Annotated in this window: 19 protein-coding genes; 11 read left to right on the plus strand and 8 right to left on the minus strand. The window is 72.2% G+C overall.

Features of this window, described 5'->3' with window-relative positions; translation table 11 throughout:
* Positions 1–9: 9 nt before the first annotated feature.
* Positions 10–813 (minus strand): nuclease-related domain-containing protein, encoded by an 804-nt coding sequence (locus tag AC07F3_RS20305; protein ID WP_479115877.1) that lies wholly within the window; start codon positions 811–813, stop codon positions 10–12.
* A gap of 153 nt (positions 814–966) precedes the next feature.
* On the opposite strand from AC07F3_RS20305, the gene AC07F3_RS20310 reads away from it, so the two are divergent.
* The 7 genes from AC07F3_RS20310 (at position 967) to AC07F3_RS20340 (ending at position 7,719) form a co-directional block, all read left to right on the plus strand.
* Complete coding sequence (locus AC07F3_RS20310; protein ID WP_479115878.1) at positions 967–1,272, plus strand: zinc-ribbon domain-containing protein; 306 nt, start codon at positions 967–969, stop codon at positions 1,270–1,272.
* 88 nt (positions 1,273–1,360) lie between these two features.
* A complete protein-coding gene (locus tag AC07F3_RS20315; RefSeq protein ID WP_479115879.1) occupies positions 1,361–1,987 on the plus strand; it encodes a class F sortase in 627 nt (208 codons plus the stop codon).
* Between the two features lie 70 nt (positions 1,988–2,057).
* The gene (locus AC07F3_RS20320; protein WP_479115880.1) at positions 2,058–2,846 is read left to right on the plus strand and encodes a hypothetical protein; all 789 of its coding nucleotides are present in this window, start codon (positions 2,058–2,060) and stop codon (positions 2,844–2,846) included.
* Entirely contained in the window at positions 2,843–4,171 is a 1,329-nt protein-coding gene (locus tag AC07F3_RS20325) for an ATP-binding protein (RefSeq protein ID WP_479115881.1), read from the plus strand. Before AC07F3_RS20320 ends, AC07F3_RS20325 begins: the two co-directional genes overlap by 4 nt.
* A gap of 100 nt (positions 4,172–4,271) precedes the next feature.
* Positions 4,272–4,613: an SH3 domain-containing protein gene (locus AC07F3_RS20330; protein WP_479115882.1), complete on the plus strand. Its 342-nt coding sequence runs from the start codon at positions 4,272–4,274 to the stop codon at positions 4,611–4,613.
* A gap of 260 nt (positions 4,614–4,873) precedes the next feature.
* Positions 4,874–6,265, plus strand: coding sequence for an FtsW/RodA/SpoVE family cell cycle protein (locus AC07F3_RS20335; RefSeq protein ID WP_479115883.1), 1,392 nt, complete (start codon positions 4,874–4,876; stop codon positions 6,263–6,265).
* Positions 6,262–7,719, plus strand: coding sequence for a penicillin-binding transpeptidase domain-containing protein (locus AC07F3_RS20340; protein WP_479115884.1), 1,458 nt, complete (start codon positions 6,262–6,264; stop codon positions 7,717–7,719). Before AC07F3_RS20335 ends, AC07F3_RS20340 begins: the two co-directional genes overlap by 4 nt.
* 18 nt (positions 7,720–7,737) lie before the next feature.
* Here the strand turns inward: AC07F3_RS20340 and AC07F3_RS20345 are convergent, their stop codons facing one another.
* Both AC07F3_RS20345 and AC07F3_RS20350 read right to left on the minus strand, forming a co-directional pair.
* Positions 7,738–8,337, minus strand: coding sequence for a Uma2 family endonuclease (locus AC07F3_RS20345; RefSeq protein WP_479115885.1), 600 nt, complete (start codon positions 8,335–8,337; stop codon positions 7,738–7,740).
* 129 nt (positions 8,338–8,466) lie between these two features.
* Positions 8,467–9,585: a ferritin-like domain-containing protein gene (locus AC07F3_RS20350; RefSeq protein WP_479116262.1), complete on the minus strand. Its 1,119-nt coding sequence runs from the start codon at positions 9,583–9,585 to the stop codon at positions 8,467–8,469.
* A 189-nt stretch (positions 9,586–9,774) separates the two neighbouring features.
* On the opposite strand from AC07F3_RS20350, the gene AC07F3_RS20355 reads away from it, so the two are divergent.
* The 4 genes from AC07F3_RS20355 to AC07F3_RS20370 all read left to right on the plus strand — a co-directional run bounded on the left by AC07F3_RS20355 (position 9,775) and on the right by AC07F3_RS20370 (position 13,045).
* On the plus strand, positions 9,775–10,704 hold the full coding sequence (locus AC07F3_RS20355; RefSeq protein WP_479115886.1) for an AurF N-oxygenase family protein: 930 nt from the start codon (positions 9,775–9,777) through the stop codon (positions 10,702–10,704).
* Between the two features lie 29 nt (positions 10,705–10,733).
* A complete protein-coding gene (locus AC07F3_RS20360) occupies positions 10,734–11,459 on the plus strand; it encodes a TetR/AcrR family transcriptional regulator (protein WP_479115887.1) in 726 nt (241 codons plus the stop codon).
* Positions 11,460–11,469: 10 nt separating this feature from the next.
* Positions 11,470–11,769 (plus strand): hypothetical protein, encoded by a 300-nt coding sequence (locus AC07F3_RS20365; protein WP_479115888.1) that lies wholly within the window; start codon positions 11,470–11,472, stop codon positions 11,767–11,769.
* Between the two features lie 100 nt (positions 11,770–11,869).
* Positions 11,870–13,045, plus strand: coding sequence for a C40 family peptidase (locus tag AC07F3_RS20370; RefSeq protein ID WP_479115889.1), 1,176 nt, complete (start codon positions 11,870–11,872; stop codon positions 13,043–13,045).
* On the opposite strand, the gene AC07F3_RS20375 is transcribed toward AC07F3_RS20370, so the two are convergent.
* From AC07F3_RS20375 to AC07F3_RS20395, 5 genes are read right to left on the minus strand one after another with little or no spacing between them, the layout of a single operon-like run.
* Positions 13,042–14,283: a styrene monooxygenase/indole monooxygenase family protein gene (locus AC07F3_RS20375; protein ID WP_479115890.1), complete on the minus strand. Its 1,242-nt coding sequence runs from the start codon at positions 14,281–14,283 to the stop codon at positions 13,042–13,044. The two genes, AC07F3_RS20370 and AC07F3_RS20375, sit on opposite strands and share 4 nt — an antisense overlap.
* 46 nt (positions 14,284–14,329) lie before the next feature.
* Positions 14,330–14,947, minus strand: coding sequence for a GTP-binding protein (locus AC07F3_RS20380; RefSeq protein WP_479115891.1), 618 nt, complete (start codon positions 14,945–14,947; stop codon positions 14,330–14,332).
* On the minus strand, positions 14,928–15,335 hold the full coding sequence (locus tag AC07F3_RS20385) for a DUF742 domain-containing protein (RefSeq protein ID WP_479115892.1): 408 nt from the start codon (positions 15,333–15,335) through the stop codon (positions 14,928–14,930). The genes AC07F3_RS20380 and AC07F3_RS20385 overlap by 20 nt, the downstream gene beginning before the upstream one ends.
* Complete coding sequence (locus tag AC07F3_RS20390; RefSeq protein WP_479115893.1) at positions 15,332–15,850, minus strand: roadblock/LC7 domain-containing protein; 519 nt, start codon at positions 15,848–15,850, stop codon at positions 15,332–15,334. Before AC07F3_RS20390 ends, AC07F3_RS20385 begins: the two co-directional genes overlap by 4 nt.
* Positions 15,847–18,516: a sensor histidine kinase gene (locus AC07F3_RS20395; RefSeq protein WP_479115894.1), complete on the minus strand. Its 2,670-nt coding sequence runs from the start codon at positions 18,514–18,516 to the stop codon at positions 15,847–15,849. Before AC07F3_RS20395 ends, AC07F3_RS20390 begins: the two co-directional genes overlap by 4 nt.
* Positions 18,517–18,520 lie beyond the last annotated feature (4 nt).

Consider the following 18,520-nt stretch of genomic DNA (forward strand, 5'->3'; position numbering starts at 1 on the left):
GCCCCGCGCTCACACCCGCGACCACGTCCGGCGGTCGCGGGCCGTCCAGTACAGGGACTCCACGTCGGCGGGTTTCAGGACGCCGCCCAGGCGGGCCAGGTCCGGGAGCTCGCTGTCCATGAGGACGCGTACGTCACGGACGCCGGGCGGGCCGAGCTCCACCCGTTCCGCGCCGACCAGGACGAGCACCGGGCGGACGGCGGCCGCGAGGGCGAGGGAGGCGCGCTCGGCCTCGTGCCGGGCGGCGCGCAGATGGGGCAGCGGGGCGGCGCGGCCCACGGTGACCAGCGGGTCGGCGATGCGCACCCGGTGGCGCCGGGCGCCGAGGGAGCGCACGGTCAGGACGCCCGCAGGACCGACGGCCAGGTGGTCGATCCGGGCCCGGCCGGGCAGCGGGACCGAGTGCAGCACCCGCCAGCCCGCCGCTTCGAGCCGGTCGAGCGCGGCCCCGGCGAGCTGCTGTGCGGCCAGCTCGCCGCGGCGCGGGTCGGCCCGGAAGCGGCGCTGGGGCTCGCCCCGCTCCAGCTCGGCGAGGAGCGCCTCGCCCGGCCGGTTGGGCGCGAGGTCGTCGTCGGGGTGCAGGGAGAGCCGGACCAGGTCGGCGGAGGTGGGCACGGGTGGCGGGCCGACCACGAGCTCGCCGACCGCGTACGGGCGCAGTGCGGCCAGCACGTCGTCCCGGTGGTCGTCGAGCAGCAGGGACACCCGTCCGGTGTCGCGGTCGTACCAGGCGACGCTGCGCCCGTCCGGAAGGCTGACGTACAGTCGCGCCTGTCCGTGCCGGTGTACCGGTGTGACCCGCAGTCCTGCCATGCCCCATCACCCCACCCCGACCATGGGAACAGCCCGATGCCCGTGAGGGCAATAAGCCGGGTGGGGGTCGTCACCACGCGGTGGGCGCAGGAAGGTCATGGCCACAACGCTTGCGCGCGACACGACACTGGAATCCGGGAGGGGACCCGCTCAATGATCATCTTCGGCACCCGCAGTTACCTGTACCAGCTCGCGATGCTCACCCTGGTGTGCGGCAACTGCGGCAACCCGTCCGCGCACGGGGTGCGCAAGTACGTCACGAAGTTCACGCTGTTCTTCATTCCGCTGTTCCCGGTCTCCACCCGGTACCGCACCCAGTGCACCTTCTGCGGTCTGGAGCAGCGGATCACCAAGGAGCAGGCCGACGGGCTGCTCGCCCCGCAGGCCGCGCCGCAGCAGGCGTACGGCGGGCAGCCGCAGCCGGGCCCCGTGCAGGGCCAGAACCCGTACCAGCAGTAGGCCGCGTAACAGCACCGCCCGCCGGCCTACGGCCATCCGTTACACATGCGGGGCAAGGCCGCAATGCCGGACATTTAGCGTCGTACGCATGACGACGACCACCCTGCCCCGCACCGCCAAGCTCGCGGTCGCCTCCGTGCTCGCCCTCGGCGTGGGCGGCGGGCTCATGGCCTGCACCCCCGACCCGGTGGCCAAGGCCCCCGACGTCCGGGTGCGGAACGTCGCGACCACGCAGGCCAAGGCGGCCGTCGGCCCGCTGAGGGCGTCCGAGCCCACCCGGCTCGTCATTCCCTCCGCGGGCGTGGACGCGAGCCCGGTGCTGCGCCTCGGGGTGGACTCCGCGCAGGAGCTGGAGGTGCCGCCGGTGGACCGGGCCGAACAGGCGGGCTGGTACACCGGCAGCGTCACGCCGGGCGAGAAGGGGGCCTCGGTGCTGGTCGCGCACTACGACACCGCGAACGGTCCGGCGCTCATGCGGAACGTGAAGGACATGAAGGTGGGGGACCTGATCGAGGTCGGCCGGGCGGACGGCTCGACCGCGGTGTTCAAGATCAGGGAAACCCAGCAGGTGGAGAAGACGGACTTCCCCACGGACAAGGTCTACGGCCCCACCGCGCGCCCCGAACTCCGCCTCGTCACCTGTGGCGGTCCGATCAAGGACGGGCACCGTTCGGCCAACATCATCTTCTATGCCGACCTGGTCAAGGCGGAATAACGCACCGGGGCTCCGGCGAAGCCGCGGCGGAAGGTGAAATAGCCTGGGGTGACCGCACGACAGGAGCACCTTGATCCGCCACCGCCGCATCGCACTCTTGGCACCCCTGCTGACCGCAGTGGGTGTCCTGCTGCTGTCCGGCTGCGGCGGGGCGGGCCACCTGGAGAGTGCGGGCGCGACGCCGACGGCCGCCGGTCCGATCCACCTGTGGCCCGACCTGCCCCCCGCGTCGGCGACCCCCAACGACTACGGCCAGACCGACACGGAGCAGGTGCCCGGCATCAAGGTGCACGGCGGCGACGTCCACCAGCTGAACCCGGTCGCCGTGGTGCAGGCCGAGGTGAAGGCGCACCCCAACACCTACAGCGGCGAGGACGGGCTGTACGACGAGACGGTCCGCCAGCTGGGCGCCTGCAAGCAGAAGCCGGCCGGCTGCCCGGTGCTCCGGCCGTACTACCGGGATCTGACCGGGGACGGCAAGGACGAGCTGATCCTCGGCATCCGGATGCCGGACCAGAACCTGGCGGTGCGCTGCTACATGCCGGCCAAGGACGGCGGCCTGATCCGCATCATGTCGACGGTCGACCAGATCATCAGCGTCGACCTGGCGGGCCGCGACGTGATCCTGCGGTCGGTGTCGGCGGGCATGCCCGGCTACGAGTACCGCACCGCCTGGTCCTGGGACGACCACCAGCAGGCGATGCTCCCCACCCGGGACGAGATCGTGCGCCGCAAGCCGGGCGGCGAGAGCGGCGGCAAGCACCCCGTGCCCTCCGGCCCCGGGCAGGCCCCGCCGTCACCGAAGAAGAAGCCGCCGACGGCGCGTCCGTCGGCCACCCCGACGGCGGACGCACCATGAAGACCCCCCGGATATCCAGGCCGCCCCGCCTGCCGCTGCCCGCCTGGACGGCGACGCTCACCTGGAAGGCAGCGGTGTTCATCACCGTGATGTGCTGCGCGCTCGCGACGCTGCTCGGCGCGCTCGTGCACGTCTCGGTGACCCGGCAGACCGTCGGCGAGGCCCGCAACAAGGCGCTCGACAAGCTGGCCGCCGTCACCCAGATGTACGAGGCGGGCGAACAACTGCCGCCCGGCGCCGGTCTCGACCCGCCCGAACTGCCCGCCTCGCTGCGCGCGCTCGCGCTCTCCGGCAAGCGCGGCACCCTCGTCGACGACGACCACGGCCGCCCCACCATGTGGGCGGCGGGCCCGGCGGACGGCAAGGCGCTGGCCGCCGAGCTCGACTACACCCAGAGCGCCCGCACCATCAACGGCCTCGACAAGGCGATCTTCGGCTCGTCCATCCTGGCCATCGGCGCCACCCTGCTGGTCGGCGTCTTCGCGGTCACCCGGATCACGCGGCGGCTGCACCAGACGGCGACGGTGGCCCGCCGGATCGACGCGGGCGACCTCGACGCCCGGGTCAACGACCCCCGCACCAAGGACCCGTCGCGCCCGCAGGACGAGGTGGCCACCGTGGCCGGAGCGCTGGACACGATGGCCTCCACGCTCCAGGGCAAGCTGCTCAGCGAGCAGCGCTTCACCGCCGATGTGGCGCACGAGCTGCGCACCCCGCTGACCGGTCTGCACGCGGCCGCCGAGCTGCTGCCCGAGGGGCGCCCGGCCGAGCTGGTGCGCGACCGGGTGCAGGCGATGCGCTCGCTCACCGAGGACCTCCTGGAGATCTCCCGCCTGGACGCGGGCAGCGAGACCGTCGACCTCGACCTCCAGCTGCTGGCCCCGGTCCTGGAGCGGGTGGTGCGCGCCTCGGTCGCCTCGGGCACCGCCGAGGAGGACACCGTCCTGACGGTGGTGCGGGACGCCTGCGTGGAGACCGACAAGCGCCGCCTGGAGCGCGTGCTCGGCAACCTGGTCGCCAACGCCCACAAGCACGGCAAGGCCCCGGTCGAGCTGACGGTGCGGGGCCCGGTCGTCACCGTACGGGACCACGGCACGGGCTATCCGGAGTACCTCCTGGACCACGGGCCGCAGCGCTTCCGCACCGACGCCGGGAGCAAGGGGCACGGCCTCGGTCTGACGATCGCGGTGGGGCAGGCGGCCGTGATCGGCGCCGAGCTGCGTTTCAGCAACGCCCCGGACGGCGGGGCGGTGGCCCGGCTCGAACTCCCCGAGTACGTCGGCTTCGAGACGCCCGGCGCCGAGGACGGCCCCCGCACCGTGTGACGCATCGTTACGCTTTGCGAACTCAAAGCAGCGAATTTAGTGTGAGGCAGGCGAATTGAGGGTCGCTCACCAGCGGCCCCGGCTCTCTCCAGGAGGCACCATGTCCCTGCGCTCCCCCCGTGCCGCACTCGGCCTCTGCGTGACCACCGCCGCCGTGGCCGTGCTCGCCGCGACGTCGCCCGCGTCCGCCGAGGAGGCCACGCACAACGAGTACAAGGGCCGCGTCACCGCCAAGGGCGGCCTGCTCCTGCGCGACCGGCCGACCCGCAGCAGCAGGATCGTCGGCAAGGCGCCGTACGGGTCGATCGTGCACATCTTCTGCAAGACCGGCGGCGACCGGGTCAACGGGAACGACCGCTGGTACCTGCTCACCGACGGCACCTGGGCCTGGGGGTCGGCCTTCTACATCGACAACATCGGCGCCGTGCCGCGCTGGTGCTGAACCGGCCGCCCGGCCGCCGAGGAGCCGGGACTTGGCGGTCGCGAACTCTTCGCGCGTGAGCGGCCGTTCGGGCGCCCGGCTCATCCGGACGGGCCGTTCGGCCCGCGAGGCCGGCTCCGCCCGGGTCGCGGGCCCGGAGGGCGCCCGGGGCACACGGGCGGGGCGGACAAGGTGCCAGGTTTGACGAGCTGTCACGCATTCGGTTCGGCACCTTATGACATACAGGGATATAAGGCCTGCATCTTGCTACGTTGCGTGGCATGACCGCACCGTCGGCGGCGGACGCGCCCCCGCCCGAGCTCCGCCTCCCCAAACGACGGGGCGTCGAACTCTCCCTGCTCGTCGGTGCCGTCCTCATCGTGGTCCTCGGCTACGTCGACGTCGGCCTCGCGCGCAACGGCGCGGTGCCGCCCGACGCCGCGCGCTACGGGGCCGGGCTCGGTCTGCTCGCGCTCCTCACCCACCTCGTGGTCCGCTTCCGCGCCCCGTACGCCGACCCCCTGCTGCTGCCGATCGCGGTGCTGCTCAACGGGCTCGGCCTGGTGCTGATCTACCGGCTCGACCTCGCGACCCCGGGCAGCCGGGCCGCCCCCGCCCAGCTGGTCTGGTCGACGCTCGGGGTCTGCCTCTTCCTCGCCGTCGTCCTGGTCCTGCGCGACCACCGCGTCCTCCAGCGGTACGCCTACCTCTCGATGGCGGCGGGCCTGGTCCTGATGCTCGTGCCGATCCTCTTCCCCGCGGTCAACGGCGCCAAGATCTGGATCAGGGTCGGTGGCTACTCCTTCCAGCCCGCGGAGTTCGCCAAGGTCCTGCTCGCCGTCTTCTTCGCGGGCTACCTCGCCGCCAACCGCAACGCGCTCGCCTACACCGGCCGCCGGATCTGGCGGCTCCAGCTGCCCACCGGGCGCGTGCTCGGCCCGATCGTGATGGTCTGGCTGCTGAGCGTGGGCGTGCTCGTCCTCGAACGCGACCTCGGCACCTCGCTGCTCTTCTTCGGCCTGTTCGTGGTCATGCTGTACGTGGCGACCGGACGCATCGGCTGGATCGCGGTGGGGCTCCTGCTCGCCTCGGTCGGCGCGGCCGCGGTCGCCCTCTTCGAGCCCCATGTGCACGGCCGCGTCACCGACTGGCTGAACCCGTACGCCACCATCGAGGCGGGCCTCGGCCCCAGCCAGCTCGCCCAGTCCCTCTTCGCGTTCGGTGCGGGCGGCACGCTCGGCGCCGGTCTTGGCCTCGGGCACTCGATCCTGATCGGCTTCGCCGCCAAGTCCGACTTCATCCTGGCCACGGCGGGCGAGGAGCTCGGCCTGTCCGGACTGAGCGCGATCTTCCTGCTGTACGCGCTGCTCGTGGCCCGGGGCTACCGGGCCGGGCTCAGCCTGGCCAGCCCGTTCGGGCGGCTCCTCGCCATCGGCCTCGCCTCGATCCTGGCGCTCCAGGTGTTCGTGATCGCGGGCGGCGTGATGGGACTCATCCCGCTCACCGGCATGGCGATGCCGTTCCTCGCACAGGGCGGCTCGTCCGTGGTCACCAACTGGATCATCGTGGCGCTGCTCATCCGGATCAGTGATCTGGCCCGGCGCCCGCTGCCCGTGGTCGAGACGGGCGTCATCGCGCGGCCCGAGCCGTCGGTGGAGGGAACCGCGAAGTGATCCGCTACATCCGGCGGGCCGCCGCCTTCTGCCTGGTGCTGCTGGTGGCGCTGCTCGTGAACGCGGCCCGCGTCCAGGTCTTCCAGGCCGACGCGCTCGACGCCAACCCCGCCAACCGCCGCCTGGCCATCGCCCGTTACCACCAGCCGCGCGGCGCGATCGTGGTCGGAGACGAGAGCGTCACCGGATCGAAGGACACCGGCCAGCAGCTGCGGTACGAGCGGACCTACAAGTACGGACCGCTGTACGCGCCCGTCACCGGGTACGCCTCGCAGACGTACGGCACCACGCTCGTCGAGAACGCGGAGGACCCCGTCCTGTCGGGCACCTCCTCGCTCCTTTCGGTGTTCCCGCTGTGGAACGACCTGACCCGCAGCCGACACTCCGGCGGGCGAGCCGTCACCACCATCAGGGCGTCGATGCAGCGGGCCGCCTACGACGGGCTGGCCGGCAAGAAGGGCGCGGTGGCCGCGCTCGACCCGTCCACGGGGAAGATCCTGGCGCTGGTCAGCAGCCCCTCGTACGAGCCGGGGCTCCTCTCGGGGACGGGCAGGGCGGTGGCGAGCGCCTGGTCGCGGCTGACCAGGGACGCGGACCAGCCGATGCTGAACCGGGCGATCCGGCAGACCTATCCCCCGGGCTCCGCCTTCAAGATCGTGACGGCTGCGGCCGCGCTCGACTCCGGGGCGGTCACGGACGTCAACGCGCCCACCGACACCCCCGACCCCTATGTGCTCCCGAACACCTCCACCACCCTCCCCAACGAGGCGAGCGGCTGCGGCAACGCCTCGCTGGCGTACGCGGTCACCGTCTCCTGCAACACCGTGATGGCGGGGCTCGGGGTGAAGGTGGGGCTGGCTGGAATGCTGGACGCGGTGCGGAAGTTCGGCTTCAACGACACGCGTCTGCGGATCCCCTCGGGCGTGGCCAAGTCGAACTTCGACACCCGGATGAGCCCCGACCAGCTGGCGCTCTCCTCCATCGGCCAGTTCGACACGACGGCCACCCCGCTCCAGATGGCGATGGTCTCGGCGGCGGTCGCCAACGGCGGGGACCTCAAGTACCCATATCTGGTGGACCGTACGACGACCGCGCGCGGCGCCACCGTCTCCACGACGGCCCCGCGGACCTACCAGCGGGCGATGAACCCGGCGACCGCGATGCGCCTCCAGCAGATGATGGTGGACGTGGTGCGGACCGGGACCGGCACCAGCGCGGCGATCCCCGGAGCCACGGTGGGCGGCAAGACCGGCACCGCGCAGAACGGCATCGGCAACATCGGCAGCCCCTACGCCTGGTTCATCTCCTGGGCCCAGGCGGACGGCTCGGCCCGGCCGGCCGTCGCGGTCGCGGTGGTCGTCGAGGACGCGTCGGCCAACCGGGGCGACATCAGCGGCGGCGGCGACGCGGCACCGATCGCGAAGGCCGTGATGGAGGCGGCGCTGGCCCCGTGACGGCTCCTGCGCCGGGGGTCAGCGGCGGCGGTCCAGTGCGGTCAGGTCGATCTCGATGGGGAAGGGGAGGTCGACCTTGAGCTCCTTGTGGAAGATCCCGACCGGGCCGTACGCGTGGGTGCCCGGGTCCAGTTCGAAGACGTACACGACGGGCAGACCGTCGTTCTCCTCGACCCGCCAGTAGTGCGGGACCCCGGCCCGGGCGTATTTGAGGGGCTTGACCTCGCGGTCCCGGGCCACAGAGTCATCGGACACGACCTCGATGGCGAGGAGTACGTCCTCCGGCTTGAACCATGTCTGGCGTGGACCGGTGTCCGCTTCCACGGGCACAACAAGGACGTCCGGCTCGGGGCGGTTGCGCGGGTCCATCTTGATGGTCATCTCGCGGACGGCCTCAAGGTGTTCCGGCGCCTGCGCCACGAGCGCGTTCTCCAAGAGACGCATGGTGCGCATGTGAAACCGGGTCTGCGGACTCATGAAGACGAGGCTCCCGTCGATCAGCTCCGTGTGCGGAGGGAGATTCGGAAGCCGGTCCAGGTCGTCCGCCGTCCAGCCGCCCGCCGGCGGGCGCGCCCACCGGTGGTCGTCGTCCAGCGCGTACTCGCGTGCGGCGCTCATGATTGCTCCCATGCGACGGAGTCTGTCTCGCCCTGTCAGCCTACCCAGGGGGATTACCGGACGCGCCACACAAACAGATGAAGGACGGCCGCGCCGTTGACGACCGACGGCGCGACCGGCGCCCGTGCGTCAGGACGCGGCCTCCTCGATCTCGCCCTCCTCGATCGCCCCCTCCACCTCGGCCACCCGGGCCGCCTCCTCGGCCGCGAACCGCTCCTTGTCCAGCTGCTCGGCGATCTCCTCGTCCTGGGTCATCAGGAGGTCCAGGTTGGAGTCGCCGAGGTCGAAGACGCCCATGTCGACGTACGCCTTCTGGAGACGCTCGCCCCACAGGCCGATGTCCTTGACGCACGGCACGATGCGGCTGAAGAGCAGCTTCCTGAACAGGTGCAGGAACTCGCTCTCCTCGCTCAGCGCCTCGGCCTCCTTCTTCGGGATGCCGAAGTTCTCCAGGACCTCCACCCCGCGCAGCCGGTCGCGCATCAGGTAGCAGCCCTCGATGACGAATTCCTCGCGCTCGCGCAGCTCCGCGTCGGACAGCTGGGCGTAGTAGTCGCGCAGCGCCATCCGGCCGAAGGCCACGTGGCGGGCCTCGTCCTGCATGACGTACGCGAGGATCTGCTTGGGCAGCGGCTTGTCCGTGGTGTCCCTGATCATGCCGAAGGCGGCGAGGGCCAAGCCCTCGATCAGGACCTGCATGCCGAGGTAGGGCATGTCCCAGCGGGAGTCGCGCAGGGTGTCGCCGAGCAGTGCCTGGAGGTTGTCGTTGATCGGGTAGAGCATGCCGAGCTTCTCGTGCAGGAAGCGGCCGTAGATCTCGGCGTGCCGGGCCTCGTCCATGGTCTGGGTCGCCGAGTAGAACTTCGCGTCCAGGTCGGGCACGGACTCCACGATGCGGGCCGCGCAGATCATCGCGCCCTGCTCGCCGTGCAGGAACTGGCTGAACTGCCACGCGGTGTAGTGCTTGCGCAGCTCGCCCTTGTCGCGGTCGGTCATCTTGGCCCAGTACGGGGTGCCGTACAGGGTCATCGCCTCGTCCGGGGTGCCCAGCGGGTCGTAGGGGTCGACCTCCAGGTCCCAGTCGATGCGCCTGGCGCCGTCCCACTGCTTGTCCTTGCCCTTCTGGTAGAGGGCGAGCAGCCGGTCGCGCCCGTCGTCGTAGTCCCAGTTGAAGCGGGCGGCGCCGGAGGCCGGCACCTGCCACAGGGGTTCTTGGGGGGCCTTCACATAGAGGTCGTGCGTCGACACGTGCGGCTCCTTCGCCTCGCGGACGGCATGGTCCATCGGCTCAACTTCTGCACACTGCTGTGCAGTTGGCAGGTTCACACGGTGGTAGACGCGGGGTCAACAAGTCGCGCGCAAGGGATTGACGGGCTTGCTGACAAGCAGTCTCATAAGAGGCGACCGCAGGTAACCCAGCCACGAGGTGCCCCAGCCATGACCACCGTGACCGAACGCGATGCGCTCCGCGACGCACTCGGCCTGCTCAGGGACCGCGAGCAGGTCGCCGAGCGGCTGCTCGAATCGTCCGCCAAGCACTCCTTCGACCCCGACCAGGAGCTGGACTGGGACGCTCCGATCGAGGACGGGAAGTGGTTCTGGCCGCCGGAGCTGCTCTCCCTGTACGACACCCCGCTGTGGCGGAAGATGTCCGAGGAACAGCGCATGGACCTGGCCCGCCACGAGGCCGCCTCGCTCGCCTCGCTCGGCATCTGGTTCGAGATCATCCTGATGCAGCTGCTCGTGCGGCACATCTACGACAAGTCCCTCACCAGCAACCACGTCCGCTACGCGCTCACCGAGATCGCCGACGAGTGCCGCCACTCGATGATGTTCGCCCGCATGATCAAGAAGGGCGGGGCACCGACGTACCGGGTGCCGCGCGTCTACCACAACCTCGCCCGCGTCCTGAAGACCGTCTCCACCACGCCCGGCTCCTTCGCCGCCACCCTGCTCGGCGAGGAGATCCTCGACTGGATGCAGCGCCTGACCTTCCCGGACGAGCGCGTCCAGAGCATCGTGCGCGGCGTGACCCGCATCCACGTGGTCGAGGAGGCCCGCCATGTCCGTTACGCCCGCGAGGAGTTGCGCCGCCAGATGGTGTCCGCGCCGCGCTGGGAACGGGAGTTGACCCGGCTCAGCTGCGGCGAGGCGGCCCGCGTCTTCGCCACCTGCTTCGTCAACCCGCAGGTGTACGAGAACGTCGGCCTGGACCGCCGCGAGGCCGTGGCCCAGGTGAAGGCGAGCGGCCACCGCCGCGAGGTCATGCAGAGCGGCGCGGGCCGCCTGACCGAATTCCTCGACGACATAGGCGTGATGAACGGCGTGAGCAGGCGGCTCTGGAAGAGCTCCGGACTCCTGGCGTAAACCCCGGACCTGGGGATTACGCTGCCTGTATGACCTCACCCGCCGCCACCCCCGCGTACCGCAGGCTCAGCGTCGAGGAGCGCCGCACCCAGCTCCTCGGCGCGGCGCTGTCGCTCTTCGCGCACCGGGCGCCGGAGGACGTCTCGATCGACGACGTGGCCGAGGCCGCCGGGGTCTCGCGGCCACTGGTGTACCGCTACTTCCCGGGCGGCAAGCAGCAGTTGTACGAGGCGGCGCTGCGCTCGGCCGCCGACGAGCTGGAGCTGTGCTTCGCCGAGGCGCAGAGCGGCCCGCTCACCCGGCGGCTCACCCGGGCCCTGGACCGCTACCTCGCCTTCGTGGACGAGCACGACGCGGGGTTCTCGGCGCTGCTCCAGGGCGGCAGCGTGGCCGAGACGTCGCGCACCACGGCGATCGTCGACGAGGTGCGGCGGGCCGCGGCCGAGCAGATCCTGGTCCACCTGCGGGTCGAGCAGCCGGGCCCGCGGCTCCGGATGATGGTGCGCACCTGGATCGCCGCGGTGGAGGCGGCCTCCCTCATCTGGCTGGACGAGGACAAGCAGCCCGCGCTGCCCGAGCTGCGCGACTGGCTGGTGGACCATCTGGTGGCGCTGCTCACCGCCACCGCCGCCACCGACGAGCAGACCGCGGCCGTGGTGCGCGGGGCGCTGGCCCACGAGCCCGCCGAGGGCCCGGCCGGGGTGCTGGCCCGCCGGGTGATACCCGTGGTGAGCGAGGCGGCCCACCTGCTGTGAGACTTGGGGGGTGCGAAGCGAGAACACCCTCTTTGTGGGCGGCCCCCTCGACGGGCGCGTCCTGCCGGTACTGACCGGCCCGACCGGCAAGCCGCCGCAGTGGTACGAGGTGCCCGTGCCGGACGCGGACGGCGGCCTGGCGACGGTGTACGCCTACCGCCTGGAACCCGCCACCCACACCAAGCGGCTCGGGCTGCCGCGCGGCTGGAAGTACACCTATGTGCCCGAGGGCCGCGAGCCGCGCCGCTGGCCGTGGACGAGGAAGAGCGGCGGCGCAAGCCCCCGCACCGGGCTGCCGCCGCACGAGTGAGCCGAATACCCCGTTCACTTCTCCCGCGGGGAATGTCGCCCGGACGCGTGCCACGATCCGATGGGGCCGGAGGGACCGGCTCCGTACCGGAGGTGAGCACATGTCAGCTCGCGTGCGCCGGGCGTGCGCGGTGGCCGTCGCCGCGGCCCTGGTGACGGCCGTGGTGGGCCGGCCGGTGATGGCCGCACCCCAGCCGCCCGGCGAGTCCTCGTCCGTCCTGCCCGCCCAGCCGCCCGAGGCCTCGGCCAGGGCGCTGCTCACCCAGCTCCAGACGCTGTACCGGCAGACGGAGGAGGCGACCGAGGCGTACAAGACCACCGATGTGGAGCTGAAGCGGCGCGAGGCAGAGGAGAAGAAGCTGGCCGCCTCGCTGGACAAGGCCCGCACCGCGCTCGCCCGCAGCCGCCGCGACGCCGGACGGCTGGCCCGCGAGCAGTACCAGGGCCGCAGCGAACTCTCCCCCTACCTCCGACTGTTGCTGGCCCGCGACCCGCAGAGCGCGCTCGACCAGCGCCACGTCCTGGACCGCGCGGCCGGTGAGCGGCAGGCGGCACTGAACCGGCTGGCCCGCGGCGAACGGCAGGCCGCCGAGCTCGCGCGGGCCTCGCGCCAGGCGCTCGAAGAGCAGCAGGCGCTCGCGAAACAGCAGCAGCGGGCGAAGGACGAAGTCGAGCTGCGCCTCAAGGAGGTGGAGAAGCTCCTGGCCGGCCTCTCCCCCGACGAGCTGGCCGAACTCAGCCGTCTGGAAGAGCAGGGCACCGAACGGGCGCAGCAGAGCCTGCTCTCCTCGGGCGCGCTGAGCGGGAGCCGCGCTCCCTCGCCGGAGGGCGACCGGGCGCTCACCTACGCCGTCGACCAGATCGGCAAGCCGTACGTGTGGGGCGCCGAGGGACCCGAGTCCTACGACTGCTCGGGGCTGACCTCGCAGGCCTGGGCGCACGCGGGCCGCGCCATCCCGCGCACCAGTCAGGAGCAGTGGGCGGAGCTGCCCCGCGTGCCGCTGACCTCGCTGCGCCCCGGCGACCTGGTCGTGTACTTCCCCAAGGCCACCCATGTGGCGATGTACCTGGGCGACGGCCTGGTGGTGCAGGCGCCCCGGCCCGGCGCCCGTGTCAAGGTCTCGCCCATCGCCGCGAACCCCCTGCTCGGCGCGGTCCGCCCGGACCCGGCGGCGGCCCCGCTGACCCCGCTGTCCGCGTACCACCCCCCGAAGCTCCCGGAGGGCGCGACGGTGGGGGTGGACACGGGGAACTCTCAGGAGTCGGGCTCCAACTAACCCTGGGCACCCGTCAGTTCGGCGAGGTAGGCGGCCGTCTTCTCGGGTTCGTAGAAGAAGTTCTCGAAGTCGGCCGGGTCGTTGAAGCCGTTGGCGAAGCGGTCGGCGGCCGGCTGGAGCTGTCCGGCCGCACCGATCAGGTTCAGGACGTGCTCCGGGGGCACCCCGAGCATGGCGTTGGTCCACTTCGTCACGTGCTGGGCGGTGTCCCAGTAGCGGTCGAAGGCCGAGCGCATCCACGCCTCGTCGAACTCCGCCTCGCCGTGCTCGACGATCGAGGAGAGGTACGAGGCCGCGCACTTGGACGCCGAGTTGGAGCCCTGGCCGGTGATCGGGTCGTTCGCCACGACCACGTCCGCGACGCCCAGCACCAGGCCGCCGCCGGGCAGCCGGCCGATCGGGTTGCGAACGGTGGGGGCGTAGCGGCCCGCGAGGGTGCCGCCCGCGTCGGTCAGCTCCACCTTGGTGGCCCGCGCGTACTCCCAGGGCAGGAACTTCTCCATCAGCTCCAGGGTGAGCGCCAGGTGCTCGGCGGGGTCCGTCACCCCGTTGAACACGTCGATCGGGCCGCCGGGGACGCCCTCCCAGAACAGGATGTCCGCGCGGCCCGAGGTGGTCAGGGTCGGCATCACGAACAGCTCGCCCACGCCGGGCACCAGGTTGCAGCGCACGGCGTCGAACTCGGGGTGCTCGGGGCGCGGGCCGAGGCCGTGCACATAGGAGACGGCGAGCGCGCGCTGCGGCTCGGCGTACGGGGAGCGCGACGCGTCGCGGCCGAACATCGAGACCAGCTCGCCCTTGCCCGCGGAGACCAGGACCAGGTCGTAGGTGCGGGCGAAGAAGTCCAGGTCGGAGACCGCGGCACCGTGGATGACCAGCTGTCCGCCGCGCTGGGCGAAGGTCTCCATCCAGCCGGCCATCTTGACCCGCTGGTCCACGGACTGCGCGTAGCCGTCCAGCCTGCCCACCCAGTCGACGGCGCGGGAGGCGTCGGGGGCGGCGACCGAGACGCCCACCCCCTCGATCAGCGGGGCCTGGGACTCCCAGAAGTTCAGCGCCAGGTCACGCTCGTGCTGGAGCGCGGTGTGGAACATGCACTGGGTGGACATGACCCGGCCGGACCGGATCTCGTCCGCCGTGCGGTTCGACATCAGGGTGACCTCGTAGCCCTGCGCCTGCAGTCCGAGGGCCAGCTGGAGGCCGGACTGGCCGGCTCCGACTATCAGTATTCTCCGCATGCGGACGTTCTCCGTTGAGTGCGTAGCGAGCCGTGGGGGGCGGGGTCTATTCGGGGCAGGCTTCCAGCGCGTGCGCCACGAGGCCGAGGAGGGACTCGATCACCGAGACCCGGCTGCGGGCGTCCATGATCACCACCGGGATGTGCGGCGGCACGGTGAGCGCCTCGCGCACGTCCTCGGCCTCGAAGGACTCGGTGCCCTCGAAGTGGTTGACGGCCACGATGTACGGGAGCCCGCAGCTCTCGAAGTAGTCGAGCGCGGGGAAGCAGTCCGAAAGGCGCCGGGTGTCGGCGAGCACGATCGCGCCGATCGCGCCGCGCACGATGTCGTCCCACATGAACCAGAACCGCTGCTGGCCCGGGGTGCCGAACACGTACAGGACGAGGTCGTCGTCGAGGGTGATGCGGCCGAAGTCCATCGCGACGGTGGTCGTCAGCTTGTCCGGGGTCGCCGACAGGTCGTCGGTGGCCTCGCTGGCCTGGGTCATCACCGCCTCGGTCTGGAGCGGGGTGATCTCGGAGACCGCCGAGACGAAGGTGGTCTTGCCCACCCCGAAACCACCCGCGACCACGACCTTCGTCGCGATGGGGGCCCGACTGCGGTCCTGCTGCCAGGGCATCAACTCCTCGTCCGGGACGAGCAGTTCAGAGGCGGCGGAGTCCACTCAGCACCCTTTCGAGCAGTGCGCGGTTCGGCTGGCCCTGGCCGTGCCCGGTGCCGTACACACGAATTCTTCCCTGGTCGGCCAGGTCGCTGAGCAGCACGCGCACCACGCCGAGCGGCATCTTCAGGAGCGCGGAGATCTCGGCGACCGTGCGCATGGCGCGGCAGATCTCCACGATGGCCCGCATCTCGGGCATGACCCGGTGCGTGCTGCCGCCGAGCTCCTTGCGCTCGGGAGGCGCCTCGATCGCGGCGACGAACGTCTCGACGAGCAGGACGTGGCCGAAGCGGGTGCGGCCGCCGGTCAGCGAGTACGGGCGGACGCGGGCGGGTTTCCGGTCGGCGCCGCGCACCGGGAGCCGCGCGGGTTTCGCTGCGGGCGGGGTCATCGGGCGGCCTCCATCGACTGGCGCAGCTGACTGCGCACCTCGGGGGTCAGGACGTGTCCGGCGCGGCCCACGAAGAGCGCCATGTGGTAGGCCACCACGCTCATGTCGCAGTCCGGGGTGGCGTGCACGCCGAGCAGCGAGCCGTCGCTGATGGCCATGACGAAGACGCTGCCCTCCTCCATCGCGACCATCGTCTGCTTGACGTGGCCGCCGTCCATGAGGCGGGCGGCCCCGACGGTGAGGCTGCCGATGCCGGAGACGATGGTGGCGAGGTCGGCGCTGGACCCGCGCGGGCCCTGCCTCGCGACGGTGGTGGTCTGGCGCCGCTCCGGGTCGGAGGAGAGCAGCAGCAGCCCGTCCGAGGAGACGACCGCTACGGAGATGAGCCCTGGCACCTCCTCGACCAGGTTCCCGAGCAGCCACTGCAGGTTGCGGGCCTCGGTACTCGCTCCGATCGTGCCGGTGCCGGACGCGCCGCTGCCGGACCTGCCGGTTCCGGTGCCGGTCGCACTCATCTGCGTACCTCCTCGACTGTCTCCCCCGTGTCCGTGTCTGCCTGCTGTTGGGTCTCTTCGAACTCCGCCGCCACGTCGCGGCGGCCTTCCTTCGCGCCCTGCTGGAAACCTCCCAGCCTGCGCCGCAGCGCCTCGGCGGCGTCGGTGCCGCCCTTGCGCTCCTGTGCCTTGGCCGGTCCTGCCTGCACGATCTTGGGAGTGCGCTTGGGGAGCCCCTTGTCCGTGACCCGCTGCACGGGCTCGGGCGCCTCGGGCTCGGGCTCCGGCCCGGGCTCAGTGGCGGGCGGCCCGGCCGCGGCGGGCCGGGGCTCCGGGAGGCGCATCTCGAAGGTCGGCTCGTCGACGAGGAGTTCGCCGGACTCGGCGGGCTCCCCGTGCGCCACGGGCTCGACCGGTGCCGCGGGCCCCCCGTGCGGCGCGGGCTCGACCGGTGCCGCGGGGCCCCCGTGCGGCGCGGGCTCGACCGGCGCCGGTTCGGCGGGGGCGGGCCTGGCCACCTCGCCGGAGCGTTCCGTACGTTCCGGCAGCACGTTGGAGTTGGCCTCGGCGAGGGCGCCCGGCAGCGTGAACCTCGGGGCGTCGCCCGCCTCCGGCACCACGTGCGGCGCGGCCACCGGCGGGGTGGTCGGCAGGATCGCCTCGGGCAGCACCACGACCGCCGCGACGCCGCCCCGCTTCTGCTCGCGCAGTTCGATGCGCACGCCGTGCCGGTGCGCGAGCAGCGCCGAGACGTGCAGCCCGAGGCCGCCCCCCTCGGTGCCGGGGTCTCCGGGTTCGTACGAGGCGGGGTCGGCGAGCCGGCGGTTCAGCTCGGCGCGCCGCTCCGGGGGCACCCCGATGCCCGCGTCCTGCACCGAGAGCATGATCTCGCCGCCCTCCAACTGCCAGCCGGAGAGCTCCACTTGGGCGTCCGGCGGGGAGAAGGAGGTGGCGTTCTCCAAGAGCTCGGCGACCAGGTGGCTCAGGTCGTCGGCGGCGAAGCCCGCGACCTGGGCGTGCGGCGGCAGGGCCTGGATGACGACCCGCTCGTACCGCTCGATCTCGCTGACCGCGGCCCGCATGACGTCGACGAGCGGGACCGGCCCCGGGTGGTTGTGGTGGTGCTCGGTACCGGCCAGGACCAGGAGGTTCTCGCCGTGGCGCCGGATGACGGTGGCCAGGTGGTCCAGCTTGAAGAGGACGGCGAGCTGGTCCGGGTCCTGCTCGCGCTCCTCCAGGCCCTCGATGACGGCGAGCTGGCGCTCGATCAGGCCGAGGCTGCGCAGCCCCAGGTTGACGAAGGCGTGCTTGACGGTGCCCTGGGCCCGCTCCAGCTGGGCGGTCAACTCGCTTACGTGAGCCCGCAGTTCGTCCTTCTCGGCGGCCAGTCGGGCCAGTCGGCCGCGCTGCTTGGCGAGGTCCTCGCCGAGCTCACCGGCCCGCGCGTGCTGCTCGACCAGCTTGCCGTGCAGCTCGTTGAGGGAGCGTACGACCTCGGCGAACTCGTCGTTGCGGCCGGTGAAGCGCACCGGCTCCGCGCTCTCGGGGGACTCCGGCGCCCCGGCCAGGCGGGCCGAGCCGCGCCGCAGCACGGCGAGCGGGCGGGTCAGGCTGCGGGCGGTGGCGGCCGAGACGCCGATGGCGAGCAGCAGCAGCGCGCCGATCAGCCCGACCCGGATCTCCAGGGCGGTCACATCGTCGTCCCGCAGCTGCTCGAACCGCTTGACCTCGGAGGTGGCCAGCGCCGCCTGGGCGCCGCGCATCCGGTCGATCCGGGCGGAGAGCGCGGCGCCGACCGCGTTCGGGTCGGACTTGCGCTCGGTGGCGCTGAGCTGGGGCTGGTCGGTGAGACGGGTGAGGAAGCCGTCGGCGGCCTCCACCTCGGGGCCGGTGACGGTGGCGGCGACCTTGTCGCGGGCGGCGGCGCTCGCGGCCTGGTCGAAGTCGGCGAGCGCGGACTGCTCGCGCACGTGGGCCTGTTGCGCGGCGGCGCTCAGCGCGTCCCGCGTCCGGCCCGCGTCCGTGTCGTCCTTCTCCTTCTGTACGACCTTGCCGGTGACCGGGTCGTACACCTTGGAGGTCTGGCCCGACGGCACCGAGAGCGCGCCGAGCAGCAGCCCCCGGGTGGCCGACGCCTGCTCGACGGCCCGCCCGAGCGCACCCGGCGCCCGGACGGCGTCGGCGGCGCGCGGGGGTGTGCGGTCGGCGAGCTCGTCGGCGACGGCGAGCAGCGAGGCGATCACGTCGGAGTACGCCTTCTGCGCCTCCAGGGCCGTGCCCTTGCCGGTGAGCGCGGTGCGGCGCAGGGCCGGCACGGTGGCGAGGTCACGCGCGAGGCCCGCCGGGGCGGTGGCACGCAGCTCGTCGATGCCCCGGTCGACCCGGGCGGCCGGTTCCTTGAGCGCCGCCTCCTTGCCGCTGGGCCGGCCGGCCGCGACGTACTGCGTGACGCCGTCCCGCTCGTCGCCGAGCGCGTGCGCGAGGCTGATCGTCTGCTGGTCGAGCTGGGCCAGGGTGACCAGGTGCTGGGAGTCCGTGAGGTCCGCGGAGGCCGCGAACAGGGTGGGCGCTCCGGCGCCGAGCACGACGAGGGAGACGACGGCGACGGAGACGACCAGGCGACTGCGCACCCGGACGGTGCGTTGTGCGCGTGTGCCGTCGTTGCCCCGAGGCCGCTTGTTCTGCACCGGT

The organism is Streptomyces sp. NPDC045846 (assembly GCF_056431605.1).

Coding starts and splice junctions, on each gene's coding strand:
- AC07F3_RS20315 (WP_479115879.1), top strand. CDS start 1,361: ATGACGACGACCACCCTGCCCCGCACCGCCAAGCTCGCGGTCGCCTCC.
- AC07F3_RS20360 (WP_479115887.1), top strand. CDS start 10,734: ATGACCTCACCCGCCGCCACCCCCGCGTACCGCAGGCTCAGCGTCGAG.
- AC07F3_RS20375 (WP_479115890.1), bottom strand. CDS start 14,283: ATGCGGAGAATACTGATAGTCGGAGCCGGCCAGTCCGGCCTCCAGCTG.
- AC07F3_RS20345 (WP_479115885.1), bottom strand. CDS start 8,337: ATGAGCGCCGCACGCGAGTACGCGCTGGACGACGACCACCGGTGGGCG.
- AC07F3_RS20355 (WP_479115886.1), top strand. CDS start 9,775: ATGACCACCGTGACCGAACGCGATGCGCTCCGCGACGCACTCGGCCTG.
- AC07F3_RS20370 (WP_479115889.1), top strand. CDS start 11,870: ATGTCAGCTCGCGTGCGCCGGGCGTGCGCGGTGGCCGTCGCCGCGGCC.
- AC07F3_RS20335 (WP_479115883.1), top strand. CDS start 4,874: ATGACCGCACCGTCGGCGGCGGACGCGCCCCCGCCCGAGCTCCGCCTC.
- AC07F3_RS20330 (WP_479115882.1), top strand. CDS start 4,272: ATGTCCCTGCGCTCCCCCCGTGCCGCACTCGGCCTCTGCGTGACCACC.
- AC07F3_RS20390 (WP_479115893.1), bottom strand. CDS start 15,850: ATGAGTGCGACCGGCACCGGAACCGGCAGGTCCGGCAGCGGCGCGTCC.
- AC07F3_RS20305 (WP_479115877.1), bottom strand. CDS start 813: ATGGCAGGACTGCGGGTCACACCGGTACACCGGCACGGACAGGCGCGA.
- AC07F3_RS20385 (WP_479115892.1), bottom strand. CDS start 15,335: ATGACCCCGCCCGCAGCGAAACCCGCGCGGCTCCCGGTGCGCGGCGCC.
- AC07F3_RS20310 (WP_479115878.1), top strand. CDS start 967: ATGATCATCTTCGGCACCCGCAGTTACCTGTACCAGCTCGCGATGCTC.
- AC07F3_RS20325 (WP_479115881.1), top strand. CDS start 2,843: ATGAAGACCCCCCGGATATCCAGGCCGCCCCGCCTGCCGCTGCCCGCC.